Raw genomic sequence first — 21,718 nt, 5'->3', positions numbered from 1 at the left:
AATCCTCAGAAAAGTTCGATTTCGCCGGCGTCCATGCTGCTTTGCAGGGCCGGGCCGCGCGAGCGCAGGCGCGCCTTTTCGCGTTGTACCGCGAGGCGTGAACGCACGCGCCGTGCGCGCTCGTCCAGCGCCTCGGCGTCCATCGACGCGCAGGCCAGCTCTTCGATGTCGCGGGTGCAATCGGCGGTGATTTCCTGCAGTTCCACCAGCCGCGCGCGGGTCTGCGTGATCAGCTGGCTCAGGATGTCCTCGAACTGCAGCGAGCGGATCGTGGTGGAGACGTCGCTGCCCAGGCCGCGGTTGATCTCCACCACCTGGTCGGCCACCGCGCTGGTGCGCGCGTCGCTCTCGGTGACGTGGGCCATCATCGCGTCGATGCCGCCCTTGGCCGACAGCGCCACGTTGAGATCCTGCGAGGCCATCGTGCCGACCAGGCCGCGCAGTTGCTCCATCGCTGCGCGCGCCCGTTCGACGTGGCTGCCGATCTGTTCGTTGAACTGGTTGGAGTTGCTGGCCAGGTTGCGGATCTCCCCGGCCACCACGGCAAAGCCGCGGCCGGATTCGCCCGCGCGCGCCGCCTCGATCGCGGCGTTGAGCGCCAGCAGGTTGGTTTCCTCGGCGATCGTGTTGACGTTCTTCAGCAGGCCGAACACCGCATCCATCTCCTTGGCCATGCCGTCGATGCGGTAGACGATGCGCAGGCTCTCGCGCGACATCTGCACGATCATGCCGACGAAATGCTCCAGCAGGTCGCCGGTGCGGCTGGCGAAATCCTGGATCGACACGCCGCCGTCCTGCACCTCGATGATCTGCTTGAGCAGCGACTGCTGCAGCGCGGTCTTGTTGGAGAGGCCGTCGAAGCCGCCGCCGAGCTCGGAGACGGCATCGCGCAGCAGGCCCAGGCCCTGGTGCAGTTCGCGGCTGGCGTGGCCGAGTTCGTCGACCAGCGCGCCGCGCACGTCTTCCAGCGCCTCGCGCACCGGCCCGGCATGGATGGCCGGTACCGGTTCGGCGGCCGGTTCGGCGCGGTGGCAGGTCTCCACGATCCACACCACGGTCAGCAGCACCACCAGCAGCGGCGCCAGCCAGGCCGGATGCCACAGCAGCGACAGCCCAAGCGCCAGCGCGCTGGCGGCGACGCCGGCAAGCGGGCGTCCGGCAAGAAGGGAGGGCGTGAAAGTCATGATCGAATCCCCGGATCAGGCGCGCATGGCGCCGGCTAGCGGTTGGCGCGCCAGCGCCAGCAGGCGCGGCGCGATGTGGTCCAGCGGCAGCATTTCGCCGGCGGCACCGAGTTTCCAGGCAGCACCGGGCATGCCCCACACCACCGAACTGGCCTCGTCCTGCACCAGCGTGGCGGCACCGGCCTGGCGCAGTTCCAGCAGGCCGCGGGCGCCGTCGTCGCCCATGCCGGTCAGCAGCACGGCCAGCGTGGCCGCGCCCGCGCTGGCGGCCAGCGAACGGAACAGCACGTCCACGCTGGGCTTGTGCCGGTTCACCGGCGGGCCGTCGTGCAGGCGGCAGACGTATTTCGCGCCATCCCACATCGCCAGCAGGTGGTGGCTGCCGGGGGCGATGTAGGCATGGCCGGACTGGATCGGCTGGCCATCCTGCGCCTCGCACACGCGCATCGCCGAGCAGCGATCCATGCGCGCGGCGAACGGGCCGCTGAACGCAGCCGGGATGTGCTGGGTGACCAGGATCGGCGGCGCATCCGGCGGCATCGCCTCCAGCACCACGCGCACCGCCTCGGTGCCGCCGGTGGAGGCGCCGATGGCGATGATCGGACTGCCGCCGCGGCTGCCGGCGGTCTGTGCCCGCGGCAGCACGGCGTCGGCGGACAGGCGCGGCGCCACGTCCAGCTTGCGCACCGTGGTCCGCGCGCGCGGGCGGGTGCGCGCGGCGAGCTTCACCTTGTCGCAGATCTCCTGCGCGCATTCGCCGAAGCGGCTGGCCAGGTCGTGGTCGGGCTTGGCGAAGAAATCCACCGCGCCCATTTCCAGCGCGCGCAAGGTGACGTCGGCGCCTTCCACGGTCAGCGACGACACCATCACCACCGGCATCGGCCGCAGCCGCATCAGGTTTTCCAGGAAGGTGATGCCGTCCATGCGCGGCATCTCCACGTCAAGGGTCAGCACGTCGGGGTTGAGCTGCTTGATCTTCTCGCGGGCGATCAGCGGGTCGGCGGCAGCGCCGACCACCTCGATCTCCGGATCGCAGGCAAGCATCGTCGACATCAGCTTGCGCACCAATGCGGAATCGTCGATCACCAGAACGCGCACCCTTGTCATTGCCTGCTTCTCTGCCTTGTCTTGTCGAGGGTGGTGCGAAACGAGCCGCGAGCGCGGAGGCGGAAGCAGTGCGGCCACTTCCGGCCCCCGCCGCCGCCACTAGAACAGCTCCACCTCACCCTTTATCGGATCGTTTGCCAAACGCTTGAGGTAACCGCTCTCGCCGGCCACCAGCGCCACGTCGTCGCTGCGCCGGAGCAGGCGCACGCGGGCGCGGCCGCTGTGCGGGAAGAACTGCACCTGGCGCGGAAACACGTCGCCGAGATCCGACGCCACCAGCTCCAGGTTCTCCGCCGCGATGTAGCGGCGCACGAACTCGATGTTGCGCTGGCCCACGTCGCTCATGCGCGCCAGCACGCGGCCGCCGCCGAATACCTTCACGCGCAGGTCGGCGCGCTGGCCGCCGGCCTTGAGGATCGCGTTGATCAGCTGCTCCATCGCGTCCGAGCCGTAGCGCGCCGCGCGGCCCACGGTGGAGGACCAGTTGTCGCGCTCGCCGACCGGTTCGGGCAGCATGAAATGGTTCATGCCGCCGATGCCGCGGCGCACGTCGTGGATGCAGGCGGAGACGCACGAGCCCAGCACGGTGCTGAGCATTTCTTCCTGGTCGCTGACGTAGAACTCGCCGGGCAGCACCTTGACCGTCATGCAGCCCTGCGCCGGGTCCCAGAAGCGCCGCAGGTGCTCGAAGCCCGGCGGTGCCGCCGAAATCGCGGGCGCCTTGCGTCGATCGGCCAGCTGCACGTCCATCAACCGCGTTTCCGGTAGACCGTGCGGCCGATCAGTTCGAAATCCTCGCTGATGCCGTGCAGCGACTCGCTGTGGCCCAGGAACAGGTAGCCGCCGACCGGCAACAGTTCCGCGTAGCGACGGAACAGGCGCTGCTTGGTCGGCTGGTCGAAATAGATCACCACGTTGCGGCAGAAGATCGCGTCGAACGGGCCCTTCATCGGCCATTCGTGCAGCAGGTTCAACGGCTGGATCGTGACCAGCTCGCGCAGCGTCGGATGCACGCTGGCGAGGCCTTCGTACTCGCCCGAGCCGCGCAGCATCCAGCGGCGGCGATGGGCGTCGCTGATGCCGCCGAGGCGGTCCAGCGGATAGACGCCGCGGCGCGCGGTCTCCAGCGCCTGCGGCGAGAGGTCGGTGGCGAGGATCTTCGCGTCCACGCCGCTGGCGCCGTGCTGCTCGATCGCCTCGGCCAGCACTATCGCCAGCGCGTAGGGCTCCTCGCCGGTGGAGCAGCCCGCCGACCAGATGCGCAGCCGCTCGCCGCTGCGACGCTTGTCTTCCAGCCAGCGCGGCAGCAGCTCGGCAACCAGCAGGTCGTAGTGGTGCACCTCGCGGAAGAACGAGGTCACATTGGTGCTGATGACGCTGGCCAGTTCGCCCAGTTCGCTTTGCGGATCGCGCTGCAGCAGCTCGCAATAGCTGCTGAACTGCTGCAGGCCAAGCGCGCGCAGGCGACGGAACAGCCGCCCCTGCACCAGTTGCCGCTTGTGCTCGCCCAGCGAGATGCCGCAGTGGGTGTAGACGAACTTGCGCAGGAACTCGAACTCGCTGTCGCCCAGGCGCGGACCGCCGGCGAGCTCGGCGACGGGCATGTCGACCGTCGCGTTCATGCTCAGAACTCCTTCCACGCACCAGCCGCGGCGGCGTCCGCCTCGGCCATCGCGCGTGCCGGCTGCGCCTTGCGCACGGCGGCCAATACCGCGGCAGTCTCCACCGCGGCGGCGGCCGCGACCGGCGCCTTGGCCGGCGCCGCCTGGCCGCTGTCGGCGACCTGGAAGAACGCCACCTGGCGTGCCAGTTCGTCGGCCTGCTCGTGCATCGCGCGGGCAGCGGCCGAGGCTTCCTCGACCAGCGCGGCGTTCTGCTGGGTCATTTCGTCCATCTGCATCACGGCGTTGTTGACCTGGTCGATGCCGGCGGACTGCTCATGGCTGGCCGCGGCGATCTCGGCCACGATGTCGGTGACTTTCTTCACGCTGTCGACGATCTCGGCCAGCGCCTTGCCTGACTGGTTGACCAGCTCGGAACCGGTACGCACCTTTTCCTCGCTGTCGCTGATCAGGCCCTTGATCTCCTTCGCCGCGCCGGCGCTGCGCTGGGCCAGGCTGCGCACCTCGGTGGCCACCACGGCGAAGCCGCGGCCCTGCTCGCCGGCGCGCGCCGCTTCCACCGCCGCGTTGAGCGCCAGCAGGTTGGTCTGGAAGGCGATCTCCTGGATCAGCCCCACGATGTCGCCGATCTTGCGGCTGGAGGCGTCGATCTCGGTCATCGCCGCGATCGCCTTGCCGGCCACTTCACCGCCGCGCTCGGCCTGTTCGCGCGCACCGCGGGCGAGCTGGTTGGCGTGGCTGGCGTTCTCCGCATTCTGCTTCACGGTGGAAGTCATCTCCTCCATCGACGAAGCGGTTTCCTCCAGGCTGGAGGCCTGTTCCTGCGTGCGCTGGCTGAGGTCGTCGTTGCCGCGGGCGATCTGCTGCGCGGCCGTGCTCACCGCATCCGAGCCAAGCCGCACTTCGCCTACGATCTCGCTGAGGTGCTGGTCCATGTTGCGGAAGGCGAGCAGCAGGCGACCGAACTCGTCCTTGCGGTTCACGCGTATGTCATGGCCCAGTTTGCCCTCACCGATCTGGTCGGCGATCTTCACCGCATGGTGCAAGGCACCGGTGATCGAGCGGATCAGCCGCACCGCCACGAACAGCGCCAGCAGCAGGCCGGCGATCAGTGCCGCCAGCGTGGTGGTCTGCACGAAGCGGTAGCGCTTGACCTGCGACTGGTAGATGTCACGCACTTCGTCGCTCTGCGCGGTGACCAGCTTGTCCAGTGCGTCCTGGCGCATCATCAGCAACGGGCGCAGCTGCATGTCCATCATGTCGGCGGTGCCGGTGTCGCTGGAATTGAGGCCGTCGTAGATCTCCTTCAGCGCATCGCTGTAATCCCCCGTGGTGTCGTTGTAGTCCTTGTATTTCTTGGCGACCTCCGGGCTCAGATGAATGGCGGCCAGTTGCTTGTTGACCGCCGCGATATCCTTCTGGATCTGCTCGGACTCGGCGACCTTCTGTTTCACCTGGTTGGGCTTGTCGATCGCGCCGGCGGCCTCGCCCAGCACGATGAAATTCAGCAGCGACTTGGCGCGCAGCTGGCCCATCAGGCTGGCCGGCACCATCGCCTCCTCGTAACTCGTGCGCATGCCTTCGTTCTGCCAGGACATCACGCCCAGGCCGATCGCCGCACCGGCCACCAGCATCGCGCCGAGCAGAGCGAACACGCCGATCAGGCGCGCCTTGACGGTGAGGGTGGGCACCTTGGCGAAACGTGCCAGCACTTTCTTGATCTTCATGAGCATTCCCCGATTCAGGCGGCAACTTCGACTTCGCGGACATGCGGCAACGCCGCGTCCAGGGTTTCCACGTCTTCCGGACGCATCAGCTTGTCCACGTCCAGCAGCATCACCATGCGTTCGACATGGGTGGCCAGACCTTTCAGGTAGCGGGTGTCCACGACGGCGCCCATGTCGGGCACCGGCTTGATCGCGGACGGGTCGATGTCGACCACGTCGGAAACGGCATCCACCACGATGCCGAACAACCGCTCGGCGACCGCCACGATGATCACCACCGTGCTGTCGCCATAGCTCTCGCGCTCCAGGCCGAAGCGCAGGCGCAGGTCCATGATCGGCACGATCGCGCCGCGCAGGTTGAGCACGCCGAGCAGGTGGTCGGGCGTCTGCGGGATGCGCGTCACGCGCGACCAGCCGCGGATCTCGCGCACCGACAGGATGTCGACGCCGTACTCCTCGCCCGCCAGGTTGAACGTCAGCTGCTGCACCGTCGGTGCCGCGCCATCGGTGTTCTCGTGCATGAGCCTGCTACCTCGTGATGGGCGATTGCGGTCGCCGTGCCGCCATCACCTGTGTCGGCACGGCGACAGGAAACTTGAGCGGAAAGGGGACGCGGCCGCTGCTGCCGCGCCGTGCGGAAGACGGGCGCGGTCCCGCCATCGGGCGGCCGCTGGCAGGCAAGCGCCCGGGGAGGACCGCGAAACGGAGAATCAGAACTCGGTCCAGGCGCCGGCGGCCGCCGCGCGCCGCGGCGCCGGCTCGGCAGCACGAGCCACCGCCTTGCGCGGCAGCTCCACCACGCGTGCCGATTCCGGCGCCGCGACGGGCGCTTGCGCATCGGACGGTGCGCCGCCGAGCTGGAAGAACCTCATCTGCCGCTGCAGTTCCAGCGCCTGTTCCTGCATCGCCCGCGCGGCGGCGGCGGCCTCCTCGACCAGCGCCGCGTTCTGCTGGGTGACCTCGTCCATCTGCATCACGGCGCGGTTGACCTGGTCGATGCCGGCGGACTGCTCGTGGCTGGCCGCGGCGATCTCGGCAACGATGTCGGTGACTTTCTTGACGCTCTCCACGATGCCGGTCAGCGCCGCGCCGGACTGGTCGACCAGCGCGCTGCCGGCCTGCACCCGCTGCACGCTTTCGTTGATCAGCCCCTTGATCTCCTTCGCCGCCGCCGCGCTGCGCTGGGACAGGCTGCGCACCTCGCTGGCCACCACGGCGAAGCCGCGGCCCTGCTCGCCGGCACGCGCGGCTTCCACCGCGGCGTTGAGCGACAGCAGGTTGGTCTGGAACGCGATCTCGTCGATCAGCCCCACGATGTCGGCGATCTTGCGGCTGGAGGCATTGATCTCGTCCATCGCCGCCACCGCCTGCGCGGCCACCTCGCCGCCGCGCTCGGCCTGCTCGCGCGCGCCGCTGGCAAGCTGGTTGGCGTAGCTGGCGTTCTCGGCGTTCTGTTTCACGGTGGAGGTCATCTCCTCCATCGAGGCGGCGGTTTCCTCCAGGCTGGAGGCCTGCTCCTGCGTGCGCTGGCTGAGGTCGTCGTTGCCCTTGGCGATCTGCTGCGCTGCACTGCTCACCGCCTCCGAACCATGTTGCACTTCGCCCACGATGCCGGTCAGCCGGTCGCGCATGCGGGCCAATTCGGCCAGCAGGCTGCCGGCTGCAAACGTCTTGCCACCGTCGTCCTTGCCCAGGTCGCCGTTGGCGATGCGCGTGGCCATGGCCACCGCGAAACCCGGCTCGCCGCCGATGCTGCGACGGATGCTGCGCATCGACAGCCACACCAGCCCGATCACCAGCAATGCCAGCAATCCCGCCTTGCCCAGGTTCAGTGCGAGGGTCTGGCGGAACTGCGCATCGATGTCGTCGAAATAGGCGCCGGCGCCGAAGTGCATGCCCCACGGCTGATAGCGCTCGGAGTAGGTGACCTTGCCCACGATCTTCTTGCTGCTGGGCTTGAGCCAGTCGTAATAGGTCAGCCCGCCGCCGTCCTTCATGTCGATGGCGTGCATCGCCTGGAAGATCGGCTTGCCGTTCTGGTCGGTCATCTCGCGCACGCTGGTGCCAAGCTTGTCCAGCATCACCGGGTGCGAGGTCAACGTGTACTTGTCGTCGAATGCGAAGACGTAGCCGGCACCCTTGTTCCACTGCATGTCGTGGATCTGGGCGAGCGCGCGCTTCTGCGCCTCCGCCTCGCTGAACTCGCCCTTGCCCGCGCGCTCGTGGAACGCGGCAGCCACCGACACGGCCGACTCGATCTGGCTGCGCAACAGGCTCTGGAGCCCGTCCATCTGACCGGCGCGATTTTGCAGCGCATTCATCACGGTGAGGCCGAACAGCCCCAGCACGACCACCGACACGACCAGCACCAGCCGTGCGTTCAGGCTGAGCCGATCAAAGAAACCGCGTATTGCCGACAACATCTCGAACACCTCGAAGAGAAGGCCCGCCGGCCACCATGACCGCGCGGGGTGGCGCGCAGAGGCGCCGTAACACTCGCCGGCGAACGCATCCGGGTTCGTCGTCGCCATTCTTGAAGGACGCTTGCAGGCGCCGTCGCGGCATACACGTTCAGGCCGCCGCCTTGCCGCGCTGCCCCAACCGCACCACGCCACACACATCCACGATCAGCGCCACCGAACCATCACTGAGGATGGTGGCGCCCGAAATGCCCTGCACGCGCTGGTAATGCGCCTCCAGCGACTTCACCACCGCCTGTTGCTGGCCGAGCAGGTCGTCCACCAGCAGGCCCACGCGGCGACCCTCTTCCTCGACCACCACCACGATGCCGCGCTCGATCTCGGTGATCGCCGCGTTGCAGCCGAACGCGCGGTGCAGGCGCATGATCGGCAGGTACTCGTTGCGGAAATGGAATACCTCGCCGCCGCCGGCGATCTTGCGCACCATCTCCGGGCGCAGCCGCAGCGACTCGACGATGGAGATCAGCGGCACGATGTAGCGCTCCTCGCCCACCGCGGTGACCAGGCCGTCGATGATGGCCAGCGTGAGCGGCAGGGCGATGGTGAACACGCTGCCCTTGCCGCTCTGGCTGCGCACGCCGACGCTGCCGCCGAGGTCACGCACGTTGCGCCGCACGACATCCATGCCCACGCCGCGGCCGGACAGGTCGGTGGCCTGCGCGGCGGTGGAGAAGCCCGGCTGGAAGATCAGCTCGGCCACTTCGGCATCGTCCACTTCCTGGCCGGGGCGGATCAGGCCGCGCTGCTCGGCCTTGGCCACGATGGCGGCGCGGTTGAGGCCGGCGCCGTCGTCGCTGATCTGCACCACGATGTTGCCGCCTTCGTGGTAGGCGTCCAGCCGCAAGGTGCCGGTTTCGTTCTTGCCGGCGGCGCGGCGCTGCTCCGGCGATTCCAGGCCGTGGTCGATCGCATTGCGCACCAGATGCACCAGCGGATCGCCGATCTTTTCCAGCACCGTCTTGTCCAGCTCGGTGTGCTCGCCGTGCAGTTCCAGCTTCACCTGCTTGCCGAGCTTGCGCTCCAGGTCGCGCACCAGCCGCGGGAAGCGGTTGAACACCGAACCGATCGGCAGCATGCGGATGCGCATCACGCTCTCCTGCAGCTCGCGCGTGTTGCGCTCCAGCTGCAGCAGGCCCTCGCGCAGGCGTTCGAGCTGCGAGAGGTGGAAATGTTCGCCGATGTCGCTGAGCATCGACTGGGTGATCACCAGCTCGCCCATCATGTTGATCAGCGCATCGACCTTGTCGATGCCGACGCGGATCGAGCTGCCCTCGCTGCTTGCGGCCGCCGTTTCGCGGACCGGGCGCGGCGCGCTGGCGGGCGCGGGGCTGGCGGCGGGGGCGGCGGGGGCGGCGGGGGCGGCGACCGGTGGCGCGACGAGGGTCGGCGCGACCGCAACGGGCGCGGCGGCGATCGGCTCGATCGTCAGCTCGCAGTCGCCCTCGACCCAGTCGAACACCGCGGCCACGTCGGCGCGCGCCACGGCACCATGCAGGCGCAATTCCCAGCCCAGCCAGCACTGGCCCGGATCGAGTTCGGCCAGTTGCGTCGGCGCCGCGTCGACCACGAAGGCGCGGCACACGTCGAGCTGCCCCAGTTGCTGCAGTTCGCGGAACAGGCGCAGCGGATCGTTGCCGGTCTGCAACAGGTGCGGCAAGGCCACGAAGCGGATCGCCCAGCTGTCCACGCTCGCTGCCGCGGGGGTCGCCGCCGCCGGCGCGGGGGCCGCTTCGCCGCTGACCAGGCGCACCAGTTCGCCGCGCAGCGCCTCGCTGTCGGCGTCGGCCGCGGGCAGGCCGTGGCTGGTGTGGTCGAGCATCGCGCGCAGGCAATCCACCGAGCGCAGCAGCAGGTCGATCAGTTCGCCGTCCACGCCGCGACGTTCGCTGCGCACTTCCTCCAGCAACGATTCGGCCACGTGGGTAAACGCAGCCACCTCGGCAAAGCCGAAGGTGGCCGCGCCGCCCTTGATCGAGTGCGCGGCACGGAAGATGGTGTGCACCAGCTCATGGTCGGTCGAGCCCGAATCCAGCGCGAGCAACGCCGCTTCCATGGCGTCCAGCCCTTCCAGGCTTTCCTCGAAGAAGGTCTTGTGGAACTGGGTCAGGTCGACGGCGCCCATCGGTATTCCTTCAGCCGAGCACGCGCTTGACGGTGGCCAGCAGCTGTTCCGGGTCGAACGGCTTGACCAGCCAGCCGGTGGCGCCGGCGGCCTTGCCTTCCATTTTTTTCTCGGTGTGCGACTCGGTGGTCAGCATCAGGATCGGCACGCCCTTGTACGCATCCAGCGCGCGCAGCTGGCGCACCATCGCGATGCCATCCATCACCGGCATGTTGACGTCCGCCAGCACCAGCTCGAACGCGTTGCCGCGGGCGGCGTCCAGCGCCAGCTGGCCGTTCTCCGCTTCGGTCACCTCGTGGCCGGCGCCACGCAGGGTGAAGGCCACCATGCCCCGCATCGAGGCCGAATCGTCTACCGCGAGAATCTTTGCCATGCTGCCACCTCGTGTCAGGCCGACGTTGCCGTCGGCAGGTTCAATGACTGTTCCAGCCCGAGCAGGGCCGCGGCCTCGTGCAGGACCTCGTTGGTGCCGCGCCAGGCCAGCGCGCCGCCGTTGTGTTCCAGCTCGCGCCGGAACAGCACCAGCAACTGCAACGCCGCGGTGTCGACGCGCTCGAGCGCCTGCGCGTCGATCACGATGTCGCCGTGTTGCAGCACCTGCCGCAGTTGTTCCTTCAGCGCCATCTGCACGGCCAGCCGGCAGTCCGCCGGCAGGCAGACCACCGCGGCCCCGTCGGCCGCCGCCGATGGCTGCTTGTTCTTAGCTGCCCGCTTGCCGCCCATTTCGATGACTCCGTTCGCGCCGTTGTGCGCCGACGCCTGCTCTATCGGCCGCCGGGCGGTTCGCTTTAGCGCGCGTCGCTCCTGCAGGACCTCGCTTGCAAGGAATGCTTTCGGCCGGGAACGGGAAATGGGGAACCTGATTAGCGTCGAAGTTCAGTTGAGAATCCTCCGTTCACCCTGAGCGTAGGCGCGCAGCGCCGAAGTCGAAGGGGCGTCGCAGCGGGTGCTTCGACTTCGCTTGCTGACGCAAGCTACGCTCAGCACGAACGGCTTTCGCAGACTGAGCTTCAGCACCAATCAGGATGGGAAAGGGGGAATGGGCAATCGCAGAAGGAAGAGCATCGCCTGCGAGCGGGCTCCTGCAAGGGCAGCGTGGGGTCGGCGGTTGCCTTTTTTCGCGCCAACCTCGCGCTCAAGTATTCCCGCAAGCGGCCGATGACCTTCGCGACCGCCGCCTTTCCCATCCGCGCCAGGCGCAGGAACTTACGCTTGAACATCCCACCGATCAGCCTCGCCGCGCTTACCTGGGCTGGTGCCGCCTCCGGCACCACCGCCCAGAGCTGGCGCATCGGCACGGTGCTGGCGGCGCGCCCGCTGGGCGTGAACCCGCAAGGCCTGCTGGTGTTGCAGATCGGCGCGCTCACGGTGGAGGCGGACGTGTCGCACAGCCAGCTGCCGGCACAGTTCCAGGTGCGTGTGCTGAGCCTGGGCGGGCAGCCGCAACTGGAGGTGCTCAGCCAGGCGGCCGACCCCACTTTCCAGCGCATGCTGCGCGAACGCCTGCCGCAGCAGAACGGCTACACGCCGCTGCTTTCCACCCTCTCCGCGCTGGCCCAGCGGCCGGCGCTGCGCCAATTGCCGGCCGACGTGCGCACCGCGCTGGCGGTGCTGGAGCAGGCGCTGCGCACGCCGGCGGAAATCACCCGCGGCGACGGCCTGCGCGAGGCGATCCGGCGCAGCGGCCTGTTCTTCGAATCACGACTGCTGCAACCGCGCCCCGGCCAGCCGATGCCGCCCGCCGACGACTGGAAAGGCGCCTTGCTGCGCCTGGCCAGCCTGCTCGACCGGCGTGCGCCGGCACCGCCGCCATCGGATCGCGGCGACGCCGCGCCACCCTTGCTGCAGCGCGCACTGCAGTCGCAGCCGCGCCTGCCGCTGCCGTTGCCGGCGCTGACCGGCGATGACGACGTGGCCCAGTTGCTGCGCCGCCTGCACGGCGACGTGAAGGCCGCGCTGGCACGCATCGAAGTGGCGCAGCTCGATGCCAGCGCCCATCCCGCCTCGGCCTGGATCATCGAGGTGCCGCTGCTGGGCAAGGGCGGCCACGACGTGCTGCAGATCAAGCTGGAGTTCGGCACCGACGGCGCCGAGGGCAGCAAGGGCTGGACACTGGGTTTCGCGCTGGACCTGCCCCCGCTGGGCCCGGTGCAGGGCGAGCTGCAATTGAACGAGCCGCGGCTGTCGGTGCGGCTGTGGGCCGAGCGCATCGAGACTGCGCAGAAACTGGAGCGCCAGTTCACCCCGCTGCGCCAGCGCCTGGCTGCCTGCGGCGTGCTGCTCGACCAGCTGAGCTGCCAGGTGGGCATACCGCACCCGCCAGGCAGCAGCGCCCTGCTGCTGAAGGCCACCGCATGAACGATCAGCCGCCACCGAAGCGGGTCAGCCTGCGCCTGGCCGGTGCCAGCGAGGAAACCGCGCCGATGTCGCCGCAGTCGCTGGAACTGCTGCTGGCGCGCGCCCGCGAGATGGGCGTGCCGCTGCACCACGACGCGCAGATCGCCGCCCTGCTCGCCACGCTGCGCCTGCGCGACGACATCCCCGTGCAGCTCTACGCCGCCGCCGCCTCGGTGCTGGCCACGATCTACGACGCGGCGGAAGAGTAGCCGCGTCGCCGGTCGCATGGCGGGCGGTGCCCGCCCTACGCGCGATGCTCTTCTTTGCGTGACGAAAGGTATCGCGCACGACCGAAGGAAGTCCCTTGTGGACAGGGTGCGCTCCTACAGAAACGAGGCGGATCGTAGGGCGGGCAATGCCCGCCATCGTCATATCGCGGAACGGTCGGTCGGCGGGCGGTGCCCGCCCTGCGATGTGTTCGGGCGGTGTCAGGAACCGGCCGGATGCATCTGCATTACCAGCCGCGCCTCGTCGCGCGAGAGGCCGCAGCGGCTCACCAGCTGGTCGAGGTCGGCGCCTTCGCGGGCCAGTTGCTGGGCCAGCTCGTAGGACTGGCGGGTGGGCGGCGGTTGCTGCTCGGCGTGGCGGATCTGCCGTTCGACCCGGCCAAGCGCGGCAACCAGCATCGAGGTCGGCACGTCGGTGACGCCGTGGGCGGTGTCATGCACGACCTGTTCGACGCGTTGCTGCAGCTGCAACGAGTGTTGCCACAGCCGGTACAGCACGGCGCACTGGACCAGCGCCAGCACCAGCAGCACCCCCATCCCGATCTCAAGCCACATGGCCCGCTTCTCCCCCCAGTCGACACAACCGACATACATCAAGCAGGGCCACGAATCCACCCTGCCATGACAGTACACCGGTGACCGGATCGTCGCGGCGGCTGGCGCGGCCCGGCGGCGGGGGTTCGATCTCGATGCCGTCGCTGTGCAGCAGCTCGCCGACCGCGCCCACGCGCAGGCCGACCAGGTGTTCGGCGTGGGCCAGCATCACGATGCGAACACTGGCCGGGTCGAGCGGCACATTCGCCACGCCCATGCGGCGCTGGCCATCGAGCACCGGCACGATGCGTCCGCGCAGGTGGCGCACGCCGAGCACGTCGGCGGCGGCGCCGGGCACGGGGGTGATGTCGCCGTCGCGGATCACCTCGTTCACCGCCGCCAGCGGCGCGGCATAGAGCTGCGTGCCGATGCGGAACGACAGCCAGTGCCCGGCGGCAGCGGCGGGTGCGCAGGCGGGCGCGTTCATGGGCAGGGTCCGGCAAGGTTGAACAGAGGCATGGCGCTCACCGATCCGGGCTCAGGTTGCGCGCGACCGGATGCGGCGCATCGGCCGGCACGGCGGGTGCGACCGCGGCAGGCAGCGGGTCGGCGGGATGGACGGCGATCACCGCGGGCACGACCGGCAGCAGGCCTGCCCCGCTGGCCGCAGCGGGTGCAGGCGCGGGTGCGGCAGCATTCGCGACAGGCGCCGCGGCCGGGCCGGCCAGCTCGCTCCATCGCTGCGCATCGAGCTGCTCGCGCGGCTCGCCCGTGCGCTCGTTCATCACCACCACCAGCACGCGACGGTTCTGGTTGCGGCCTTCGGCGGTGTCGTTGGTGGCCAGCGGACGCACCTCGCCCCAGCCGATGATGCCCAGCCGGTCGGGTGCCACGCCCGTCATCGCGAACAAGCGCGCCACGCTGGCCGCGCGCGCGGCGGAGAGCTCCCAGTTGGACGGATATTGCGCGGTGCTGATCGGCACGTTGTCGGTGAAGCCTTCCACGCGCAATGCGTTGGGGAAGCGGGCCAGGATGCCGGCCAGGTTCTCCAGCACGGCGTTGGCCGAGGTGGAAAGCTGTGCCACGCCGCTGGGGAACAGGATGTCGGTGCGGATCTCGATCTCCAGCCAGTTCGGCGTGTGGCGCACCACCACCAGCTTGCGGTCGATCAGCGGCTGCAGCGCCTTGCGTACCTGGTTCTCGATGTCGTGCATGCTTTGCGCGCCGCCGCGTCCCGGCGCCGGCGGGCGCAGCAGCGGCAACGGCAGCGTCACCGGGTTGCTGCGGTTGACGGAATGGCGGATCGGCACGGCCGCGGCCGGCTGGCGCTGGCCTTCCGACGCGGGCGGCGGCGCGATCACCTGGCTGTTGCCGTTGAAGGCCTGCAGCAGCGATTCGGACATCACGCGGAACTTGCCCTCGTTGACCACCGACACCGCGTACATCACCACGAAGAAGGCCAGCAGCAGGGTCATCAGATCGGCATAGGGGATCGCCCACGCCTCGTGGTTCTGGTGCTCTTCGTGGCGATGCCGCCTCACGCGACGTAACCCTGCAGGCGCGCTTCGATCTGGCGCGGGTTGTCGCCCTGGGCGATCGAGACCAGGCCTTCGACCAGGATCTCGCGCATCTGCGACTGCTTGCCCACCAGGCTCTTCAGCCTTGCGGCCATCGGCAGCATGAACAGGTTGGCCAGCGCCACGCCGTAGATCGTCGCCACGAAGGCCGCGGCGATGCCGTGGCCGAGCTTGCTCGGATCGGCCAGGTTCTGCATCACCGCCATCAGGCCCATCACCGCGCCGATGATGCCCAGCGTGGGCGAGTAGATGCCGGCGTTCTCGTAGACCTTGGCGCCGGCCAGGTCGATCGCCTCGCGCGTGTCCATGTCCACTTCCAGCACGCTGCGGATGGTGTCCGGCTCGCCGCCGTCGACCAGCAGTTGCAGGCCCTTGCTGACGAACGGGTCGCTCTCGGACTCGATCTGCGGCTCCAGCCCGAGCAGGCCCTGGCGGCGCGAGATTTCGCTCCAGCCCACGATGCGGCTGATCAGGTCGCGCGGCTCGTGCCGCGGCGGACGGTAGATCAGTTTCATCATCTTGAGCGCGTGTTTCATCACCGCGCCCTGGTTCTGCACCAGCAGCGCGGCCAGCGTGCCGAAGAACACGATCACGAACGCGGCCGGGTTCCACAGCGCTTCCACGGTGGAGCCCTTGAGCACGGTGCCCATCACGATCACCACGAAGCCCAGGATGGTGCCGATGATGCTGATTCTGTCCATGCGGTCAGACTTCCTTCTGCAGCGAGGCGGAACAGCTGTCGGCCGCGGCGACCAGGCCCGCCAGGTCCATCACCAGCGCCAGCCGTCCGTCGCCGGTGACGGTGGCGCCGGCGATGCCCGAGGCGTCGGCGAACAGCGGGCCGAGCGGCTTGACGATGACGTCCTCGCGCCCGCGCACCTCGTGCACCAGGCAGCCGAGGCGCTGGTGGCCGATGTGCAGCACCACCACGTGGCGGCCGGCACCGGCATCGGTGCCCACCCAGCGCGCGAGATCGGTCAGCGGCAGCGCGCGGCCGCGGTGCTCGGCGACCAGGCGGCCGTCCAGCTCGCGATCCTGGCCGTCGGCCAGTTCGAACACTTCCTGCACGTTGCCCAGCGGCAGCGCCAGCAGGCGGCCGGCCACGCGCACCATCAGCACGCGCAGCACGGCGAGGGTCAGCGGCACGGTCAGTTCCAGCTCGCTGCCGTGGCCCAGCCGCGACTGCACGCGCAAGGTGCCGCCCAGCTCGGCCACGCGGGTCTTGACCACGTCCATGCCGACGCCGCGGCCGGAGATGTCCGACACTGCCGCGGCGGTGCTGAAGCCGGGGCGGAAGATCAGTTCATAGCACTCGGCGTCGCTCAGGCGGGCGGCCTGGGCATTGTCCAGCAGGCCCTTCTCGACCGCCTTGCGGCGCAGGATGTCCGGGTCCATGCCGTGGCCGTCGTCGCTGACCGCGATCACGATGCGCTCGCCGCGCTGACTGGCGGAAAGCACGATGCGGCCCTTGCGCGGCTTGCCGTTGCGCTCGCGTTCGTCCGGCATTTCCACGCCGTGGTCCAGTGCGTTGCGCAGCAGGTGGATCAGCGGGTCGGCCAGCGCTTCGACCAGGCTGCGGTCGAGGTCGGTGCCCTCGCCTTCCAGCACCAGTTCGACCTCCTTGCCGAGCTGGCGCGCGAGGTCGCGCACGATCCGCGGGAAGCGCTGGAACAGGCGTCCGACCGGCTGCATGCGCATGCCCATCGCCGCGCCCTGCAGCGCGTCGGTGACGCGATCGAGTTCGCCGGCGGTGGTGGCCAGCGATTCGTCGCCGAGGCGCGCGGCCAGGCTGAGCAGGCGGTTGCGCAGCAGCACCAGTTCGCCGGCGTGGTTGACCAGCAGGTCGAGTCGCACGGTGTCCACCCGCACCGAGTGATCCGCCGCCGCGGCCGGACGCGCCGGGGCGGCGTTCGCCGACGGCGCGGTCGTTGCGGGCGACGGTGCAGGTGAAGGTGAAGGTGCGGCAGGCTGGCCCGGCTTGCCGTGCAGGCTGTCGAGCAGGGCCTCGAACTCGTCGTCGTCGATGCCGGCCGGCGACGCGGCGGGAAGCGGGGCCGGCGCGACGGTGCCGGGGGCGGCGGTGCCGTACAGGGTGTCCAGCAGCGCCTCGAATTCGTTGTCGTCGATGGCGCCGGCTTCGGCAGGCGCCGCGGCCGGCGGCGGCGCGGCCACCGGTGCCGGCGCCGCGGCGTGCGGCGTGAGCGCCTGCAGCAGGGCCGGCGGCGGCATCGCCATCGCGCCGCCGTCGCTCACCGCGGCCATCATGTCGTTGAGCAGGTCCAGCGCCTGCAGCAGGCCGTCCATGTGGGCGGCGTCCAGCGCGACCTTGCCGTTGCGCGCCTCGTTGAGCAGATCCTCGGCGTGGTGGCACAGCACCACCATCGGCTCCAGCGCGAGGAAACCGGCGCCGCCCTTGACGGTGTGGAACGCGCGAAACACGGCGTTGAGCAGCTCGCTGTCGCGCGGCGACGTCTCCAGCGCCACCAGTTGCTCGCCGAGCCGCTGCAGCAACTCCCCGGCCTCGACCAGGAAATCCTGGCGCAGCTCGAGGTCGAATGCCGTGTCCATCGAGGCCATGTCCTCAGAATCCGAATTCGCTGAGCAGGCGGTCGGCCTCCTCCTGGCTGGAGACCTTGGCCGTGCTGGCCGGCAGGTCGCTGCCTGCCAGCGCGCCGGTCAGGCGCACCAGTTCCAGCAGGGTCGACTCGACCGAGCCGATGAAGTTGTCGACCTTCTTGATGCGTTGCCCGGTGAGGTCCTGCCACGACTGCGCCACCACCAGTTCGGCCAGCCCTTCGCGGCAGCCCTCGGCGAACATCACCGATTCGCGCGCGAGCACCGCGGAGGGCTCGTTGTCCTGCGACCACTTGAGCATTTCGGCGGCGTTGATGGTCAGCGCCTCGGCCTGCGGACGCATGCGCTCGGCGAAGTCGATGGTGCGGTGCGCGGCGTTGGCGCTCATCTCCAGCGCGTCCTGCAGGTACTGGCGCGCGTCGGCGACGTTGCCGGGGAAACCGTCCTGCGCCAGGTCGGTGCCCAGCCGGCGCACGGCGTCGTGCAGGTCGCGCGCGAGCTGGCCCAGCGCGCGGAACATGTGCTGCTCGCGCTGGCGCACGATGGCGTCCAGCGCCTGCTCGAACTCGGCGCCGTTCGGGCTGTTCAGCAGTTCGCGCAGTTCGGTCGGCAGGTCCTTGTCCATCGCCAGGGCGGGAGCGGCGGCGTTCATGCGGCCACCCCGCCGGCGGCGATGCGCTCGAAGATCTTGGTGAGTTTTTCCTTCAGCGTGACCGCGGTGAACGGCTTGACGATGTAGCCGTTCACGCCGGCCTGGGCGGCGGCGATGATCTGGTCGCGGTTGTTCTCGGCGGTGACCATCAGCACCGGCAGGCCCTTCAGCGACGCTTCCGCGCGGATCGCCTTGAGCAGGTCGATGCCGGTCATGTTGGGCATGTTCCAGTCGGTGACCACCAGGTCGAACGGCTGGCTGCGCAGCATCGCGATCGCGTTCTCGCCGTCGTCGGCCTCCTGGATCAGCGGGTTGCTGAAACCCAGCTCCACCAGCAGGTTCCTGACGATGCGCCGCATGGTGGAGAAGTCGTCCACCACCAGGATTTTCATGTTCTTGTCCAACGCTTCTCTCCACATGGGCCGTCAGGCGGCCCCTTGGTTTTGGTCCGTCCGGCCGCGGTCAGCCGCGCCAGCCGGAAAGTCGTGCGCGCAACCGGAGCACCGCCTGCCCGTGGATCTGGCACACGCGGGACTCGCTCACGCCGAGCACCGCGCCGATCTCCTTCAGGTTCAACTCCTGTTCGTAGTACAGCGACATCACCAGCTGCTCGCGTTCGGGCAGGCCGCTGATCGCCTCGGCCAGGTCCTCGCGCATGCCCTCGCGCTCGATGTTCTCCGACGGCCCGAGGCTGCCCTCGTCGGCCACGTCCATCACGCCGCCCTCGTCGCCGTCGTCCGACCCGGTGAGGCTGAGCAGCCGCACGCAGGCGGCATCGGCCAGCACCTGGTGGTATTCCTCGGCGCTGATGCCCAGCCGCCGCATCACCTCCTTCTCGTCCGCCTCCGCACCCGTCTCGACCTCGATCTGGCGGATCACCTCCGCCACCTCGCGGGTCTTGCGATGGACCGAGCGCGGCGCCCAGTCGGTGCGTCGCAGCTCGTCCAGCATCGCGCCACGGATGCGGATGCCCGCATACGTTTCGAAGCTCGCCCCGCGGTTCTGGGCGAAATTGCGCGACGCTTCCAGCAAACCGATCATTCCCGACTGGATCAGGTCGCCCACGTCCACGCTGGCCGGCAACCGCCCCATCAGGTGATAGGCGATCCGCCGCACCAACGGTGCATGCCGGCGTACCAGTTCGTCGGCACTTTCGCGGGAAACCTGCAGATACTCCGAAGCCACACTCATCTCGGCACCCCATCAGCCGTTGCGTTCCGGCCGCCAAAGAAGGCAATCCGGTCGAACACTGCGCGGTCCGTCTCCGCCCACTTATCGACCAGTTCCGCCAATTTCTTGAATGCCAGCGCCGAATGGCTCGACGGCCACACGTCGACGACGGCACATTGCCTGCGGATGGCCTGGCGCAGACGCTCGTCGTGCGGCACCCATCCACTGAAATCGATCACCACGTCCAGGAAGCGGTCGCTGACCCGCGCCAGCTTCTGGTGCAGCGCGCGCGCATCGCCCTCGTTGCGCACCATGTTGGCCACCATGCGGATGCGCCGCACGCCGAAATCGCGGCTGAGCACCTTGGTCAGGCCGTAGGCGTCGGTCAGCGAGGCGGGCTCGTCGCACACCACCAGGATCACGTCCGAGGCGGCGGCGGCAAACATGGTCACGTTGTCGGACAGGCCGGCAGCGGTGTCCACCAGCAGAAATTCGGGCGGGCGCGCCAGTTCGTCGAACGCGCGGATGATCGCCGCGTGCTCGCCGTTGTCGAGCTGCGCCAGCCGGCGCGCACCGGAGCCGGCCGGCACCACCTGCAGGCCGCGCGCGGCGGGCAGCAGCAGTTCCTCCAGCGTGCACTCGCCGTCGAGCAGGTGGCCGATGTGGCGCGAGGGGGTGAGCCCGAGCATCACGTCGACGTTGGCCAGGCCCATGTCGGCGTCCAGCAGCATCACCTCGCGGCCGGCGATGGACAGTGCCATCGCCAGGTTCACCGCGACCGTGCTCTTGCCCACGCCACCCTTGCCGCCGGCCACCGCGATGGTGCGGCACGGCGGGCGTGCGGGCGCGCCGTTGCCGAACAGGGTGCTGGCCTGGTGACCCGGCGGCAGCGCGGCCGGCGGGGTCGCCGGGCCGGCGGCCATGCCCAGTGTCTGTTGCAGCCCGAAGGCCTGGTCCATTGCAGGTACTCCGCTCATGCGCTGGCTACCGCCAGTCCGAACCGGTCGGCCATCAGGCTATCGTCGGGAATGCCGGTCTTCAGCGATTGCGCCGCGCGGCACACCAGCACGCGCGCGTCGGCCACGCTGATGTCTTCCGGCACGCGCTGGCCGTCGGTGGTGTAGTCCAGTGCCAGCCGGCGCCGGATCAGCACCGACAGCGCGCCGCCCAGGTTGGGCGCTTCGTCGAGCTTGGTCAGGATGCAGGCCTGCGGCTGCAGCGGCAGGTAGGCGCGCACGGCGTCGTCCAGCGACTGTGCATGCGTGTTCGCCGCCAGCACCAGGGTGGCGCGCAGTTCATTGGCCTGGGCCAGGGTGTCCAGCTGCTGGTTGAGCCGGGGATCGTGGCTGGCCACGCCGGCGGTGTCGATCAGCACGGTGTGGCGATCGCGCAGGAGTTCCAGCACCTTGCGCAGGCTGTCGCCGTCGTAGGCCGGGTAGACGCGCACGCCGAGCAGGCGGCCGTAGTGTTCCAGCTGCGCGGCCGCGCCGATGCGGTAGTGGTCGGTGCTGACCAGGGCGACCTGGTCGGCGCCGTGGCGCATCACCGCGCGGGCGGCGAGCTTGGCGATGGTGGTGGTCTTGCCCACGCCGGTGGGACCGACCAGGGCGGTGACCATCGGCGCATCGTCGGCCAGCGCGCGGCCGCTCACCGCCAGGCGGCGGCTGAGCATGCCCAGCGGCAGGTAGCGCGCCTGCTCGGCATTGATCTGCTCGGGCAGGTCGTCGACCAGCAAACGCGCCACGTCGGGCTCGATGCCGATGCGGGTCATCTCGCGCAGCACCCGCGCGCGCAGCGGCTGGCGCCGCTCCAGGTCGTTCCAGGCGAGGCTGGACAACTGCACTTCCAGCATCTCGCGCATGCTGCCCAGCTCGTTGCGCAGGCGCGCCGTGTCCTGCGCGGCACGTTCCATCAGCGGCGCGGCCGCGGCACGCGCGGCGACCGGCGCGGCAGGCGTCGGCTCGACGCGCGGACGACGCGGCGGCGGCGGTGCCACCGCGGCACGAGGCGCGGGCGCCTCCGCGACCGGCGGCTGGCTGTTCGCCGCCGGCAACGGTGGTGGCGGTTCGGCCGGCGCACGCGCGGCACCCTGGCGCGAAGCCTCGCGCATCAGCGCTTCGTCGTAATCCAGCGCCGCGATGATCTCGATGCCCTCGGCAATCCGCCGCGTCGACAGGATCACCGCCTCGTCGCCCTGCTCCTCGCGCACCTCGCGCATCGCCTGGCGCATGTCGGGGGCTACGTAACGTTTGATTTTCATGGGTGCTCGCTTCGCTCGCGGGAATAGGGAATGGGGAATAGGGAATCGGCAGAAGCAGCCGCGTCGCGCTCGACAGCACGCGGCC

22 protein-coding genes are annotated in these 21,718 nt (G+C 69.5%); 2 read left to right on the top strand and 20 right to left on the bottom strand.

Going from position 1 to position 21,718, the window contains the following annotated elements; all coding sequences use genetic code 11:
• Window positions 1-5 precede the first annotated feature (5 nt).
• From ACVCMC_RS00860 to ACVCMC_RS00815, 10 genes are all read right to left on the bottom strand, one after another.
• Window positions 6-1,184, bottom strand: coding sequence for a methyl-accepting chemotaxis protein (locus ACVCMC_RS00860; RefSeq protein ID WP_395119788.1), 1,179 nt, complete (start codon window positions 1,182-1,184; stop codon window positions 6-8).
• 15 nt (window positions 1,185-1,199) lie between these two features.
• On the bottom strand, window positions 1,200-2,291 hold the full coding sequence (locus tag ACVCMC_RS00855) for a protein-glutamate methylesterase/protein-glutamine glutaminase (protein ID WP_395119789.1): 1,092 nt from the start codon (window positions 2,289-2,291) through the stop codon (window positions 1,200-1,202).
• Between the two features lie 99 nt (window positions 2,292-2,390).
• A complete protein-coding gene (cheD, locus tag ACVCMC_RS00850; RefSeq protein ID WP_395119790.1) occupies window positions 2,391-3,041 on the bottom strand; it encodes a chemoreceptor glutamine deamidase CheD in 651 nt (216 codons plus the stop codon).
• Window positions 3,041-3,913 carry a CheR family methyltransferase gene (locus ACVCMC_RS00845; protein ID WP_447098349.1) on the bottom strand — a complete coding sequence of 291 codons (873 nt, stop codon included), beginning with the start codon at window positions 3,911-3,913 and terminating at the stop codon, window positions 3,041-3,043. Before ACVCMC_RS00845 ends, cheD begins: the two co-directional genes overlap by 1 nt.
• Window positions 3,914-3,915: 2 nt before the next feature.
• Complete coding sequence (locus ACVCMC_RS00840) at window positions 3,916-5,640, bottom strand: methyl-accepting chemotaxis protein (protein ID WP_395119792.1); 1,725 nt, start codon at window positions 5,638-5,640, stop codon at window positions 3,916-3,918.
• A gap of 14 nt (window positions 5,641-5,654) precedes the next feature.
• A complete protein-coding gene (locus ACVCMC_RS00835; protein ID WP_136257424.1) occupies window positions 5,655-6,161 on the bottom strand; it encodes a chemotaxis protein CheW in 507 nt (168 codons plus the stop codon).
• A gap of 189 nt (window positions 6,162-6,350) precedes the next feature.
• Window positions 6,351-8,063 carry a methyl-accepting chemotaxis protein gene (locus ACVCMC_RS00830; protein WP_447098348.1) on the bottom strand — a complete coding sequence of 571 codons (1,713 nt, stop codon included), beginning with the start codon at window positions 8,061-8,063 and terminating at the stop codon, window positions 6,351-6,353.
• Window positions 8,064-8,211: 148 nt separating this feature from the next.
• On the bottom strand, window positions 8,212-10,242 hold the full coding sequence (locus ACVCMC_RS00825) for a chemotaxis protein CheA (protein WP_447098347.1): 2,031 nt from the start codon (window positions 10,240-10,242) through the stop codon (window positions 8,212-8,214).
• Window positions 10,243-10,252: 10 nt separating this feature from the next.
• Window positions 10,253-10,615 (bottom strand): response regulator, encoded by a 363-nt coding sequence (locus ACVCMC_RS00820; protein WP_136257427.1) that lies wholly within the window; start codon window positions 10,613-10,615, stop codon window positions 10,253-10,255.
• 14 nt (window positions 10,616-10,629) lie between these two features.
• Window positions 10,630-10,965, bottom strand: coding sequence for an STAS domain-containing protein (locus tag ACVCMC_RS00815; RefSeq protein ID WP_447098346.1), 336 nt, complete (start codon window positions 10,963-10,965; stop codon window positions 10,630-10,632).
• A gap of 489 nt (window positions 10,966-11,454) precedes the next feature.
• Between ACVCMC_RS00815 and fliK the strand changes: the two genes are divergently transcribed.
• The gene (gene fliK / locus ACVCMC_RS00810) at window positions 11,455-12,600 is read left to right on the top strand and encodes a flagellar hook-length control protein FliK (protein ID WP_447098345.1); all 1,146 of its coding nucleotides are present in this window, start codon (window positions 11,455-11,457) and stop codon (window positions 12,598-12,600) included.
• The gene (locus ACVCMC_RS00805) at window positions 12,597-12,848 is read left to right on the top strand and encodes an EscU/YscU/HrcU family type III secretion system export apparatus switch protein (RefSeq protein WP_395119797.1); all 252 of its coding nucleotides are present in this window, start codon (window positions 12,597-12,599) and stop codon (window positions 12,846-12,848) included. The genes fliK and ACVCMC_RS00805 overlap by 4 nt, the downstream gene beginning before the upstream one ends.
• A gap of 219 nt (window positions 12,849-13,067) precedes the next feature.
• Here ACVCMC_RS00805 and ACVCMC_RS00800 read toward each other — a convergent pair whose 3' ends face one another.
• From ACVCMC_RS00800 to flhF, 10 genes are read right to left on the bottom strand one after another with little or no spacing between them, the layout of a single operon-like run.
• Entirely contained in the window at window positions 13,068-13,421 is a 354-nt protein-coding gene (locus ACVCMC_RS00800) for a DUF2802 domain-containing protein (protein WP_447098344.1), read from the bottom strand.
• A complete protein-coding gene (locus ACVCMC_RS00795; protein WP_447098343.1) occupies window positions 13,411-13,887 on the bottom strand; it encodes a chemotaxis protein CheW in 477 nt (158 codons plus the stop codon). Before ACVCMC_RS00795 ends, ACVCMC_RS00800 begins: the two co-directional genes overlap by 11 nt.
• 37 nt (window positions 13,888-13,924) lie before the next feature.
• The gene (motD, locus tag ACVCMC_RS00790; RefSeq protein ID WP_447098342.1) at window positions 13,925-14,941 is read right to left on the bottom strand and encodes a flagellar motor protein MotD; all 1,017 of its coding nucleotides are present in this window, start codon (window positions 14,939-14,941) and stop codon (window positions 13,925-13,927) included.
• A complete protein-coding gene (locus ACVCMC_RS00785; protein WP_395119801.1) occupies window positions 14,938-15,678 on the bottom strand; it encodes a flagellar motor protein in 741 nt (246 codons plus the stop codon). The genes motD and ACVCMC_RS00785 overlap by 4 nt, the downstream gene beginning before the upstream one ends.
• Window positions 15,679-15,682: 4 nt before the next feature.
• Complete coding sequence (locus tag ACVCMC_RS00780) at window positions 15,683-17,545, bottom strand: chemotaxis protein CheA (protein ID WP_447099437.1); 1,863 nt, start codon at window positions 17,543-17,545, stop codon at window positions 15,683-15,685.
• A 13-nt stretch (window positions 17,546-17,558) separates the two neighbouring features.
• Entirely contained in the window at window positions 17,559-18,203 is a 645-nt protein-coding gene (locus tag ACVCMC_RS00775) for a protein phosphatase CheZ (RefSeq protein ID WP_447098341.1), read from the bottom strand.
• Window positions 18,200-18,607 (bottom strand): chemotaxis response regulator CheY, encoded by a 408-nt coding sequence (gene cheY / locus ACVCMC_RS00770; RefSeq protein ID WP_395119803.1) that lies wholly within the window; start codon window positions 18,605-18,607, stop codon window positions 18,200-18,202. Before cheY ends, ACVCMC_RS00775 begins: the two co-directional genes overlap by 4 nt.
• Before the next feature lie 58 nt (window positions 18,608-18,665).
• Window positions 18,666-19,394, bottom strand: a complete 729-nt coding sequence (locus tag ACVCMC_RS00765; protein ID WP_395119804.1) for an RNA polymerase sigma factor FliA — start codon at window positions 19,392-19,394, stop codon at window positions 18,666-18,668.
• Window positions 19,391-20,332 (bottom strand): MinD/ParA family protein, encoded by a 942-nt coding sequence (locus ACVCMC_RS00760; RefSeq protein ID WP_447098340.1) that lies wholly within the window; start codon window positions 20,330-20,332, stop codon window positions 19,391-19,393. The genes ACVCMC_RS00765 and ACVCMC_RS00760 overlap by 4 nt, the downstream gene beginning before the upstream one ends.
• Window positions 20,333-20,346: 14 nt before the next feature.
• Window positions 20,347-21,633, bottom strand: coding sequence for a flagellar biosynthesis protein FlhF (gene flhF / locus ACVCMC_RS00755; RefSeq protein ID WP_447098339.1), 1,287 nt, complete (start codon window positions 21,631-21,633; stop codon window positions 20,347-20,349).
• Window positions 21,634-21,718: the final 85 nt, after the last annotated feature.

Source organism: Rhodanobacter sp. UC4452_H20, from assembly GCF_052978205.1.
The sequence above is the reverse complement of the archived record's forward strand: the minus strand, read 5'-3'. Positions and strand labels throughout refer to the sequence as shown.

Excerpts from the sequence above, each read along its gene's own strand:
- ACVCMC_RS00775 (WP_447098341.1), bottom strand. The coding sequence starts at position 18,203 with ATGAACGCCGCCGCTCCCGCCCTGGCGATGGACAAGGACCTGCCGACC.
- ACVCMC_RS00820 (WP_136257427.1), bottom strand. The coding sequence starts at position 10,615 with ATGGCAAAGATTCTCGCGGTAGACGATTCGGCCTCGATGCGGGGCATG.
- ACVCMC_RS00805 (WP_395119797.1), top strand. The coding sequence starts at position 12,597 with ATGAACGATCAGCCGCCACCGAAGCGGGTCAGCCTGCGCCTGGCCGGT.
- ACVCMC_RS00855 (WP_395119789.1), bottom strand. The coding sequence starts at position 2,291 with ATGACAAGGGTGCGCGTTCTGGTGATCGACGATTCCGCATTGGTGCGC.
- ACVCMC_RS00765 (WP_395119804.1), bottom strand. The coding sequence starts at position 19,394 with ATGAGTGTGGCTTCGGAGTATCTGCAGGTTTCCCGCGAAAGTGCCGAC.
- cheD (WP_395119790.1), bottom strand. The coding sequence starts at position 3,041 with ATGGACGTGCAGCTGGCCGATCGACGCAAGGCGCCCGCGATTTCGGCG.
- ACVCMC_RS00780 (WP_447099437.1), bottom strand. The coding sequence starts at position 17,545 with ATGGACACGGCATTCGACCTCGAGCTGCGCCAGGATTTCCTGGTCGAG.
- flhF (WP_447098339.1), bottom strand. The coding sequence starts at position 21,633 with ATGAAAATCAAACGTTACGTAGCCCCCGACATGCGCCAGGCGATGCGC.
- ACVCMC_RS00845 (WP_447098349.1), bottom strand. The coding sequence starts at position 3,913 with ATGAACGCGACGGTCGACATGCCCGTCGCCGAGCTCGCCGGCGGTCCG.
- ACVCMC_RS00830 (WP_447098348.1), bottom strand. The coding sequence starts at position 8,063 with ATGTTGTCGGCAATACGCGGTTTCTTTGATCGGCTCAGCCTGAACGCA.
- ACVCMC_RS00800 (WP_447098344.1), bottom strand. The coding sequence starts at position 13,421 with ATGTGGCTTGAGATCGGGATGGGGGTGCTGCTGGTGCTGGCGCTGGTC.
- ACVCMC_RS00840 (WP_395119792.1), bottom strand. The coding sequence starts at position 5,640 with ATGAAGATCAAGAAAGTGCTGGCACGTTTCGCCAAGGTGCCCACCCTC.
- ACVCMC_RS00825 (WP_447098347.1), bottom strand. The coding sequence starts at position 10,242 with ATGGGCGCCGTCGACCTGACCCAGTTCCACAAGACCTTCTTCGAGGAA.
- ACVCMC_RS00795 (WP_447098343.1), bottom strand. The coding sequence starts at position 13,887 with ATGAACGCGCCCGCCTGCGCACCCGCCGCTGCCGCCGGGCACTGGCTG.
- ACVCMC_RS00760 (WP_447098340.1), bottom strand. The coding sequence starts at position 20,332 with ATGGACCAGGCCTTCGGGCTGCAACAGACACTGGGCATGGCCGCCGGC.
- ACVCMC_RS00835 (WP_136257424.1), bottom strand. The coding sequence starts at position 6,161 with ATGCACGAGAACACCGATGGCGCGGCACCGACGGTGCAGCAGCTGACG.
- ACVCMC_RS00860 (WP_395119788.1), bottom strand. The coding sequence starts at position 1,184 with ATGACTTTCACGCCCTCCCTTCTTGCCGGACGCCCGCTTGCCGGCGTC.
- ACVCMC_RS00785 (WP_395119801.1), bottom strand. The coding sequence starts at position 15,678 with ATGGACAGAATCAGCATCATCGGCACCATCCTGGGCTTCGTGGTGATC.
- ACVCMC_RS00815 (WP_447098346.1), bottom strand. The coding sequence starts at position 10,965 with ATGGGCGGCAAGCGGGCAGCTAAGAACAAGCAGCCATCGGCGGCGGCC.